The sequence below is a fragment of the Arthrobacter sp. genome (assembly GCF_031179385.1).
Lineage (GTDB): Bacteria > Actinomycetota > Actinomycetes > Actinomycetales > Micrococcaceae > Arthrobacter_D.
Window position 1 is genome coordinate 1 of sequence record NZ_JAPSHV010000097.1, and the last position, 10432, is coordinate 10432.

A 10432-nucleotide genomic window follows, 5' to 3' on the forward strand; every position below is an offset into this window, starting at 1 on the left:
AACTCACCCGCGCGAAGCGGGACGGCGCTTAACACCACCGCGGCGAAGGCGAGCCCTTTCCCGGCTAGTTCTGTTCGGTCCTGGTCTGTTCCGAGCGGTGCAGGGGGAGCGTCACCGTGAAAGTGGTGCCGGCACCCGGTTTGCTGCTGCACCGGATGGATCCGCCGTGGCTGTCCACAATCGCCTTGGTGATGGAAAGGCCAAGACCTACACCGGGAATGGACGATTCACGCGCTGCAGCAGTGCGGAAGAACTTCCCGAAGACCAGCTTGGTCTCATTGGGCGACATTCCAATGCCCGTGTCCTGTACCTCGAGCAGTGCAGCGTCGCTTTGCTTGCGTGCGCGGACGGTGACCTTTCCGCCGTCCGGCGAGTACTTGATGGCGTTCGAGATGAGGTTGTCCAGCACTTGGCGGATCCGCAGCGGATCCGAGGTGGTCCACAGGATCTCCGGCACGTCCGCTTCGAGGGTCACGCCGGTGTTGACGGCCTGCGGCCAGGCGGACTCGATGCTGTGCTCCACCAGCCCGGACAGGTCTGTCGGACGCAGGTGGACGCTGGCAGCGCCTGACGCGGACGCAAGAAGATTGGAGACCAGCGCGTAGAGGCGCTCGGCGTTGCGCCGCGCCACGGAGAGCTGCTGGGTGACGTTGTGGGGGAGGGGATGGTCGTCGTCGAGTACGAGGTCAAGGTGCCCGATGATCGAGGTGAGCGGGGTCCACAACTCGTGGGACACGTTGGACACGAAATCCTCCTTGGCGGTGAGCGCCTCAACCATGTCCGTGACGTCGTTCGAGACGATCACCGAGCCGGCGAACTTGTCCTCGCTGTCCCACATGGCAGTGGCTGCCGTGGTGACAGCCCGTTGGGAGTCCTCCGGGCCCAGCCAGACCAGATAGTTGGCGAACGTCTCTCCGGCAGCGGCACGCTGCACCGGATATCGGCTGACTGCAACGGGCGTGGTCTTGTCCGCGGCGTAGAGGTGACTGATGCCGTCGCCGTCGGAATTTCCCGTCTGGACAAGGAGGTCATAGGACCGCTGCTGACGGTTGGTGAGCATGCGGTTGCCATTGGCGTCGAGGACTACGAGGCCGACGTCGATCGTGTCAAGGATGGCTTCGAGCAGCAGTTCACGTTCGGTGTTTTCGCCCTGGAGCCGGTCCACCTCGGCCTTCGATGCCGCGAGCTTCCGCTGGCTGTACACCGAGTTGAGGCTGGCGAAGCGCAGCGAGATGGACACCACGGCCAGCGCCAGGCACAGCAGGAGCGCGGTTCCCAACTGGCTCCTTGGGGCGGAGCCCAACAGCGGGGAAACGCCGAGGATGAGGAACGGCCCGAGGAAACAAGACAACAGGCTGAGCCACGGTTTCATCTCCGAGGCGGAAAGCCAGATCACCGGGAAAATGGCCAGCAGGCTCAGCCCTGGCAGTACGTCTGCCGCACCGTTGCGGGTGAGGGCGATGGCCAGGAAGTCCAGCAGGGGGATGATCACGTACGAGCCGTCGCGCAGCCGCTCCCAGGGAGCGAGGAACGCCGCCGCGAGCAGCACTGCATGGAAGACGAGGCCGCCAAGGAAAAGCGGGTTCATCAGCAGGGCAGGGGAGACGACCACAACGATAATCGCGATAACGGCAACCAGCAGAGCCAGCGGCAGCTCACAAAGCCCCACGCGGGTCCGGAAACTCAGGTTCGAGTAGGCCCGCTTGGCCGCCAGGAACATGACGCGATCGCTCATGACACCACCCCGGCGCGCGCGCAGACAGCGCTAGGGACATGCCTCTGAGACCACGACATAACGTTCATTATCTCTGACGGGACAGAGCAGAAGCACCATAATTCCGAACCGGTTCACAAAGTTCACTATTTGTGACCCTGAACAGCGGTACGCGCGTACACTGTGAAAGCACGTTTCGGCGGTTCACCGTCATCGCGGTGATCCGTACTTTTGTGATGAACTGTGGTCTTGCAGTTCTGTTGGGGACCAGGAGGAAATAGTGCGCGATCCAGGTGTGGCGGTAGTGGTCGAGGATGATCTTGACGTTCGCAACCTCGTGAGCACGGTTCTCACGCAATCGGGCTTTGTTGTCCATGCTGCGGGCGATGGTCGCGCCGGGGTGGAAGCGGTCAAGGAGCACAACCCCACGCTGGTCACTCTCGACGTCGGGCTTCCCGATATCGACGGGTACGAGGTACTGCGCCGGATACGTGGACTCAGCGATTGCTACGTGATCATGCTGACCGCGCACAACGAAGAAATCGATACCCTCACTGCGCTGCAGGCGGGGGCGGATGACTTCGTCACCAAGCCCTTCCGGCCCCGTGAGGTCCGCGCCCGCATCGCCGCAATGCTGCGGCGCCCGCGCGGCGGCCTCACCAGCGAACAACCGACGACGACGGCGGCCGCCCCCGCCCCGGAGCCGGCATCACCGGCGCGGCCGGACTCCGTGCTGCGGCACAACGGCCTTGAGCTTGATAAGGACACCCGGACCGTCACGGTGCGGGGCGAGGAACTGGTGCTCACCCGCAGCGAGTTCGACCTGCTGCACGAGCTGCTACGCAGTTCCGGTGCTGTCAGGACGAAGGGCGACCTGGTTCGCGTGGTCCGGGGCCAGTACTACCGGACCGAGACCTATATCAGCGAAGCCGATGAGCGAGCCATCGAGGTGCACATCGGGAACCTGCGCCGGAAGTTGGGGGAGGACCCCCGAAGCCCGCGCTGGCTGATGACCGTCCGCGGCGTTGGTTACCGGTTGGTGCCGCGTCGCGCTGACTGATCTCGGGCTTACTTTTGATCGAGGTGCATGACGGTCAGCTCCCGCATGGTGCGCAAGCCGCACCGGTGAACCTGCGGCAGCGCAGCCGCTGCCTCCTCGAGCTTGCCCTCCCGAAGCAGTGCCTCGAGGTTGGTGGCCAGGGACACGAGCTGGGTCGCCCCCACCATCGTCGACGTAATCTTCAGGCTTAGTACTGCGTCCAGTGACGCGGCCTGGTTTCGCCGGGCGATTGCCGAGGAGATGCGTGCGTCCCTCTCATCCCAGACAGCCACGTAGTCGCGCACGAACGCGCGGGCTGCGGAGGCGCTGTTGAGCTGATCCTCGAGATCATGAAGAACATTCGCGTCCACGAGTGGCGTCCTGTCTGCGCCGCCCTTGCCCTCGACAGTCCGCGGCTCAGCGGCGACGGCGCGCAGGGACTCTGCGTCGTCGTCTGCGCTGGGGCGGGAGAGAGCCATGAGCTAACGCTACTTTCTGAAGATGTGAGAAAAGCGGGAATGGAAGGATGCTGAGCAAACACTGCGGAATTCTTCGGATTGTGTTCTAGCAGCGTTTTGCGAGCCTACTTATTGTCCGCTGAACGTGGCGATCGCGTTGATGACCGCCGGACCAAGGATGATGATGAAGAGCACAGGAAAGATGAAGAACAGGAGCGGGAACAGCACCGTGACCGGCAGCTTCATGGCCTTTTCCTCGGCACGTTGGCGCCGCTTTACGCGCATCACCTTCGCCTGGGTGCGCAGCACTCCGCTGAGCGCTATGCCGTAAGCGTCGGCCTGAACAACAGCCTTCACGAAGCTGCGCAACTCGGGAATGCTTGTGCGGTCAGCGAGGGCCAGGTATGACTCACGCCGGCTGCGGCCCACCTGCATGTCCTGCAGCGTTCGCACCAGCTCCTCTGAGAGGGGGCCCTTGCCGGTTTCGCCCGCGCGCTGCATGGCGCTTTCGAAGCCCAGGCCGGCCTCGACGGAGATCAGCATCTGGTCCAGCGTGTTGGCGAGCTCCAGCTGCATCGCTTTCTGGCGTTCCTGTCCCTTGCTATAGAGCAGGAGATCCGGGATGAAGTAGCCGAACAGGGTCAGGAAGATCGCGAGCATGGTGATCGTCGGCTTCTGGGCGGCGTTCGCCATGAGGAAGCCGAGGGCACCCGCCACGATGCAAAGGGCGGGCTTGGCGCCGAGCACCTTCCCGAGGGGCATGGAGGCAGGGCGACCCGCCAGCGCGAGCAGCTTGTCCAGTTTCTCCACGTACGACGACGGTGTCAGCTTGTATCCGAGGCGCGCCAGCGCGCCCGAGTGGTCGGTACGCGCCTCCTCGGCAGCATGAAGGCCGCGATTGAGGTTCGCCTGAACGGTTTTGTAGGTCTTGTTGCCTGGGCTGAGAAGAGCCCAACCGAGGTAGCCCAGGGGGGCGGCAACGAGGAGCAGCGATGTCAAAAGCACTGGGTTCATGCCGGCCTCCTAGAACTTCAAATCGATGATTTTGCGGAGCCATAGGCAGCCGATGGTCATCATGACCACCGAAGCGCCGATCATGACCCAGCCGAGTGGATTGGTGAACAGCGGGTCGACGTAGCCTGGGCTGACCACCATGAGCATGCCTCCGATGGCGAAGGGCAGAGCCACCAGAATGTAGGCCGAGAACTTCCCTTCGGCCGCCAGTGCCCGGATCTGTCCCTTGATCTCGCTGCGCTCGCGGATCGTCTCGCCGACCTGATCGAGTACCTCTGCGAGGTCACCGCCGACTTCGCGGTTGATCTGAATCGCTTGGGCAATCCAGGCGAAGTCTTCGCTTTCCATGCGCTTGGACGCATCCAGCAGGGAAACGAGCAGGTCCTTGCCCAGGCTGGTCTCGGTGATCACGCGGCGCATCTCGTCAGAGGTGGGGGCATCTGCTTCCAGTGCGGCGGCGTCGATCGCCCGCAGGATACTGTGACCCGCGCGCAGGCCGCCGGTAAGTAGCTGGAGGGTATCCCCAAGCTGGTCCTCGAACTTTGAGCGTCGCCGGCTGATCCGGAAGATCAGTGTCAGGTGACCGATGACGGGCGAGAGGGCGAGGAAGAGGATGCCGAGCGGCGGCCCGCCGACCACCAAACCAAGCGCCAGACCCGCGATGCCTCCGGTGATGACGAGGAGGAACATGTCGGCTTGTGTGAGGCGAACGCCTGCGGTTTCCAGCAGCTCCGCGCGGTACAGCCGCTGTGGGTGATTCTTCAGGAACCGCTCCATTGCTCGTACAGCTGATCCCGCGAACCTGCTGAGGCGCGAATCCGACTCCTCCACCGGCGGCCGCCGGCGATCCAGCGGGATGTCCGCCTGCTGCGGGCGCGTGGCAAAGAGGATGAGCACGAGCGCCGCGATGCACAGCGCCGTCCCGTACAGGAACATCAGTGTCATGGTGCTACCGCCTGCCGCTGAGCTCGGCGCCGAATACCGCAGGGGAGACGGTGATGCCCATGTCCTCAAACCGCTCCATGAAGCGCGGCCGAATGCCGGTGGGGACGGGCTTGCCGAGGAAACGGCCTGAGGCATCCACACCCGCGGAGTAATCGAAGACGAACGCGTCCTGAAGGGTCACGACGTCACCTTCCATGCCCTGCACCTCGGTGACGTGGGTAATTCGACGGGTTCCGTCACGGAGGCGTGAGATCTGGATGACGAGATTCACGGCCGAGGCGAGCTGCTCCCGGATAGCGCGCAGCGGCAGGTCCATACCGGCCATGAGCACCAGTGTTTCGAGACGCGCGACGGCGTCACGCGGAGAGTTGGCGTGCACCGTCGAAAGCGAACCGTCGTGGCCGGTGTTCATGGCCTGCAGCATGTCTAGCGACTCACCGCCACGGACCTCACCGATGACGATGCGGTCAGGCCGCATACGCAGTGAGTTGCGGACGAGGTCACGAATGGTGACAGCGCCTTTGCCCTCCGTGTTCGGCGGACGGCTTTCGAGGCGCACCACGTGCTGCTGCTGGATCTGCAGCTCTACGGCGTCCTCAATGGTGACAATGCGGTCGCCGTGAGGAAGGAACGAGGAGAGGACGTTCAGCAGGGTGGTCTTGCCGGTGCCCGTACCGCCGGACACGATGATGTTCAGTTTCGCCTTGACGCATGCGTCGAGCAGTTCGGCCATCTCGGGCGTGAGGGTCCCGAAGCTGATGAGCTTTTCGACCGTGAGCGGCGTCTTACTGAACTTTCGAATGGTGAGCGAGGAGCCGTTGACCGCCAGCGGCGGAATGACTGCGTTCACGCGGGAGCCGTCTTCAAGGCGCGCGTCAACGAAAGGGGAGGACTCGTCGATACGGCGGCCCACCTTGGAGACGATCCGCTCGATGACGCGACGAAGGTGCTCCTCCGACTTGAAACTGGTGTCGGCGAGCACCAGTTGGCCGCGGCGCTCGATGTAGATTTGGTCAGCGCGGTTCACCATGATCTCGGTGATGTCTTCGTCGTCGAGCAGGCGCTGCAGGGGTCCGTAACCGAGGACGTCATCGGCAACGTCCTGAATGAGCCGGCGACGCTCGTCGGGTGTCAGCGGAACCTGCTCGGCGTCGATGACCTGGCTTAGCTCTTCACGTGCTGCGACGCGGAGATCCTCTTCCTTCAGCGTGGAGTCGCTGAAGCGTGCACCCATCCGCTCGTACAGTGCTTCGGCAGCACGCTGTTTCAGGCCCGCGAAGGCGTCGACATGGGCTGCTGCCGGAGCTTCCGGACTATTGGACGTGCCTGCGCCAACGACGACGGCGCCATGGAAAGCGGGCTCGACCGCCGGCGTTGCCGAGTGGGCCGCACGGGGCCTCTCTTCTGTTCTGACCGGCACCGGCGGGGAAGCGGGGACCGACGGATTGGCTTGGTTCAGTCGCTCGGAAAGCTTCATCGGATGACCACCCGACGGTGGGATTTGCGCTGGCTGCCTGTGCGCCACTCGGGGCTGAACCGCTGAACGAGTCCTTTCAGGTTCTTGGTGGCAGGATCGCGCACTTCCTCCTGGAGCAGGGGAATGCCGCGGTTGGTGGCCAGCGACAGAGCGCGTGACCGGGGAACGAAGACATCCACCGGCGCTCCGAGCGTCGCTTCGACATCCTGGACGGAAAGGCCCGTTTTGGAGTCGGCGAAATTGAGGACCACATGCCGGGTTTCCGGGAAGAGATTGAGTTTCCCGAGAATGTCCAGACCTGACCGGAGTCCGCGAACGCTGGGAACGTCCATACCGGTCACCCAGACGGCGTCGGTGCATTGCTCGAGAGCGGCAAGGCTATGTTCGGTGAGGCCCGGACCGGTGTCGAGGACCACGTACGCGAACTCTGCGCTCAGCTGTTTGATGAGGGTACCGAGCTGCTCAGCGGAGATAGAGTCCGCGTCAGCGGGATTGCTCGGGGCACAGAGCGCGTAGATGCCCGACGGGTGAGGTGTCAGGAACGCCTTCAGAACCATGGTGTCCGTGCTGGCGGCGCCAGAGACAGCGTCACGCACCGAGTACTCCGGATCAAGATACAAGTTGGACGCGACGTCACCGAACTGCAGGTCGAGGTCAACAAGGACGACGCCCATCGGCGCGATCTTGCCGAGCCCGACGGCCAGGTTGGTCGCGATAGTCGTTTTACCGACACCACCCTTCGGCGAAAAGACGCCCACCACGAGCCCGTGCTCTTTCTGCTGTGGCGCGGATGCCTGCACCTGTCCGGTGCGGTGCCGGGTAGCAAAGGCCTGGCAGGCTCGCTCGAGCAGAAGGCGGACTGTCGGGATGTCTGCCGTCGGATCAACAACGTCGCGGATTCCTGCCCGCATCGCTGCGAGTGCAATTCCGGAGTCTTCCGGCGCGACGAGCACCATGCTGAGATTGGGGAATCGGACATCGACGATGGTCGCTAGGCGGAACGCGCCGTCGAGTGCCATGCCGGGACCGAGCACGAGAACCTCGGGCTGCTGAACCGTGATCAGGTCCAGTAAGTCGTCGGACTCCGCAAACAGCTCGGGTTTGACCGAGAGCACTTCTCCGGGGAGGCCGCCGGCGGTGGCGAGACGTACCTTCTGGTCGAAGGCGGTATCGGCGGTGATGAGGAGGAAACGGCTCATCGGTACAGTTCCTTGTCCTGGACGATGAATGGGGGAGCGTCATTCTCGGCAGCGGTTGCCTTGCTGAGCCAGATTGACTCGTATTCGCTCGCGTAGATCAGACGAGTGGCTTGATCCGGAGTGAGCGCCAGGGTGACCATCAGCGAGCCGCTGGGAACGGCCTCAGCTTCTGCCGCCGCCTTCTCCTCTTCTGTCATCGCGGGGTCCTCGGCGGTCGGAGCCGGCGGTTCGGGGGCGCGCTGCACAGCTGAGATGAGCACACGCGGAGAAACGAGCTGGGTAGATGCTTCCTCAGGTGCTTCCTCAAGCCCACTATCGGCCATGGAGACGAAGACGCCTACAAAGTCGCCGGCCGTTACCCGGCCTCCGGCGATGCGCTGCGGTTCGACGAGAATTGACACTTCGTGTAGACCTGCAGGTACTTCCACCGAGCCAGGTGTTACAAGGTCTTCGGGCTTGACCAGTCGTTCAGTGAGGAGCTGCTCGCCCGGGACGAGATCCACAGCGGTGACCATACCGGCGGAGCTGTCCAGGTTAGCGAGCGCAGTATCGGCGACTGAAGCGCCAGGGAGCTGCGTTGTCGCTACTGATGCTGCGAGGTCTGCGACAGGAGTGCCTGCTGGCACAGATGTCTGAACTACCAGCACGTCGACTGGATCCAGACTTTGCACTGCGCGGGCTTCCGCACGGTTGGCATAGCTGAACACCATCACCGCTCCAACGAGGGCGAGGACAACTGCGGCTATACCGGCAATCAGGCGGGACTTCATGGGTGCTCCAGGTACTTAGAAACTATCAGTTGGTGAGTTGGACGACGGTGGCACCGTAGGGGCTTACAGGACCTAGCTCTTCGTAGGCACTGGACAAAGCCGTATACGTGATGAACCGCCCGATGATGCCTCTGCAGGGGTTGGAGCAGGCGTTTGCACCGGCCCATTCGGTCCTGTTGCGGAAGGTAAGGGGGAGAGTGCTTGCGCCAGCAAATTTCCAACCTTCAACGCGGAAAGCCGCGAAGGCTTCGATGTCGTAGGAGGCACCGGATCCTGTTCCTGCAACTGATTCAAATACCGGCAGAAGGATTACAACGTCCCTACCGGCGTTGATGTCAGCCGCCCAGCCGTTCAGAACGGCATCACAGTTTGAGGGCGGGTCGTTGCCTGTGTTTGTGAATCCTTCGTTTGCTGATAAGTCGACAAGGGCTCCGCAGCTGCCGGCATCCTGCACAAGCCAGCCGAAGCCACCTGGGGTGTCACCACCCGAAGGAGTGGTAGCACAATCGTCGTTCGCGTTGCTTCCGTGGCTTTGGATGAGTTGTTGGCTACCGTCGATGAGCAGGGAGGTCACCTGGCACTTGGAGATGGTCAGGGGGAAGGGTGTGACGCCCTTGCTGGGGCTGCCCCAGACCACTGTTGAACCGGCCACTACGGTCGATGCCGGCATTCCAAGAACACCCGCGAGATAGAGGGACACCTGGTTGTCGGTTCGCCCAGCTTCCAAAGAATCAGTGGTCACTGTGACCGTGCGGTTTACGAGATCTAGATCAATAGACTGCACGTTGCTGAGGCTGTCCAGCGAATTCCTGTCGGCAAAACCTTTAGCCAGCGATGAGGTAGCTGAGCACTCCGGGTGTGCGGTGTCTTTGGCACATGTCTGCGCAATACTCAGTGCGCCCGCGTCGGCTCCGTTCTGCAGTTGAGCCTTCTCGGAATAAAGCAGGCCTACATCGACGGCCAGGGCGGCGAAACCGAGCAGAACCACCAGGAGGATCGCCACAATGACTGCGACGGCACCTTCCTCGCCGCCCCCCTTCGCTGCTAGCCGCCGCATTGCATGACTCCTCTACCGGTCATGGTGAATGGTCCGGCGATGCCGGTAAGGGTGTCGAGGGTGTAGGTGATCGTCATGGTCACCTGACGACCTGCTGCACATACGGCCGGGGTGGTTGCCGGAAGCGTACTAAAGGTGAAAGTAGGGTTGGTGCTGGTGGTCGCGAGTGTTGAGGCGGCATTGGCGGCCGCTGCTCTCGCATCGGCTTGAACGTTGGTGATAGCCATGACGCGAACGCCTTCGCGGGCCGCGTTCGTTAAGGTCACCTGTGCGTTGAAAGCCCGGCCGAACTCCATGATGCCGAGAAGGAGAAGGATGAGGACTGGAAGCAGGAGCGCCATTTCAACCGCAACTGCCCCGCGCTCCCTCTGCATCACGATGTCTCTCCAGTTCCTATTATTCTGGGGCTGGGCGAGCAGCGCGCGCCCAGCCCCAGAATGATCTGCTAAGCGCAGCCGCCGGCGCCGCCGTTGAGTGCGGGGTCAAAGGTGTCGGTGGCCGCCGTGGTGTCCCCGTCCATTTGGCAGCTTGCGTCACCCATCATCTGCTGAAGATTGCCACCGAGCAGCGTGACGGCCACAATGATTACAACGGCGATGAGGGCGACCATGATGCCGTACTCGACGGCGGTAGCGCCGGTCTCGTCGCGGTTGGTGCGGGCCTTGATGGTGGACTTGGCGTCAGCCAGGAATGCAGTCAGCATTTGATTTCTCCTGTACGAGTGGGCGGCTGGCCCTTCGCCAGCTCTGCCAAAAAAGT

At 62.8% G+C, this 10432-nt stretch carries 11 protein-coding genes; 1 reads left to right on the forward strand and 10 read right to left on the reverse strand.

Annotated features, from left to right (window positions below):
• Window positions 1–64: 64 nt before the first annotated feature.
• Window positions 65–1735 carry a HAMP domain-containing sensor histidine kinase gene (locus RIF85_RS12320; RefSeq protein WP_309072196.1) on the reverse strand — a complete coding sequence of 557 codons (1671 nt, stop codon included), beginning with the start codon at window positions 1733–1735 and terminating at the stop codon, window positions 65–67.
• A gap of 259 nt (window positions 1736–1994) precedes the next feature.
• Between RIF85_RS12320 and RIF85_RS12325 the strand changes: the two genes are divergently transcribed.
• Window positions 1995–2774, forward strand: coding sequence for a response regulator transcription factor (locus RIF85_RS12325; protein ID WP_309072197.1), 780 nt, complete (start codon window positions 1995–1997; stop codon window positions 2772–2774).
• Window positions 2775–2782: 8 nt separating this feature from the next.
• On the opposite strand, the gene RIF85_RS12330 is transcribed toward RIF85_RS12325, so the two are convergent.
• The 9 genes from RIF85_RS12330 to RIF85_RS12370 form a co-directional block, all read right to left on the reverse strand.
• Window positions 2783–3232 (reverse strand): Hpt domain-containing protein, encoded by a 450-nt coding sequence (locus RIF85_RS12330; protein ID WP_309072198.1) that lies wholly within the window; start codon window positions 3230–3232, stop codon window positions 2783–2785.
• Window positions 3233–3340: 108 nt separating this feature from the next.
• Complete coding sequence (locus tag RIF85_RS12335) at window positions 3341–4225, reverse strand: type II secretion system F family protein (protein ID WP_309072199.1); 885 nt, start codon at window positions 4223–4225, stop codon at window positions 3341–3343.
• 9 nt (window positions 4226–4234) lie between these two features.
• Window positions 4235–5170, reverse strand: coding sequence for a type II secretion system F family protein (locus RIF85_RS12340; protein WP_309072200.1), 936 nt, complete (start codon window positions 5168–5170; stop codon window positions 4235–4237).
• A 4-nt stretch (window positions 5171–5174) separates the two neighbouring features.
• On the reverse strand, window positions 5175–6647 hold the full coding sequence (locus RIF85_RS12345) for a CpaF family protein (RefSeq protein WP_309072201.1): 1473 nt from the start codon (window positions 6645–6647) through the stop codon (window positions 5175–5177).
• Window positions 6644–7846, reverse strand: coding sequence for an AAA family ATPase (locus tag RIF85_RS12350; protein WP_309072202.1), 1203 nt, complete (start codon window positions 7844–7846; stop codon window positions 6644–6646). Before RIF85_RS12350 ends, RIF85_RS12345 begins: the two co-directional genes overlap by 4 nt.
• Window positions 7843–8616, reverse strand: coding sequence for a Flp pilus assembly protein CpaB (cpaB, locus tag RIF85_RS12355; RefSeq protein WP_309072203.1), 774 nt, complete (start codon window positions 8614–8616; stop codon window positions 7843–7845). Before cpaB ends, RIF85_RS12350 begins: the two co-directional genes overlap by 4 nt.
• Before the next feature lie 25 nt (window positions 8617–8641).
• A complete protein-coding gene (locus RIF85_RS12360) occupies window positions 8642–9673 on the reverse strand; it encodes a Tad domain-containing protein (RefSeq protein WP_309072204.1) in 1032 nt (343 codons plus the stop codon).
• On the reverse strand, window positions 9661–10047 hold the full coding sequence (locus RIF85_RS12365; protein ID WP_309072206.1) for a pilus assembly protein: 387 nt from the start codon (window positions 10045–10047) through the stop codon (window positions 9661–9663). The genes RIF85_RS12360 and RIF85_RS12365 overlap by 13 nt, the downstream gene beginning before the upstream one ends.
• Before the next feature lie 71 nt (window positions 10048–10118).
• The gene (locus RIF85_RS12370; protein ID WP_309072205.1) at window positions 10119–10376 is read right to left on the reverse strand and encodes a Flp family type IVb pilin; all 258 of its coding nucleotides are present in this window, start codon (window positions 10374–10376) and stop codon (window positions 10119–10121) included.
• Window positions 10377–10432: the final 56 nt, after the last annotated feature.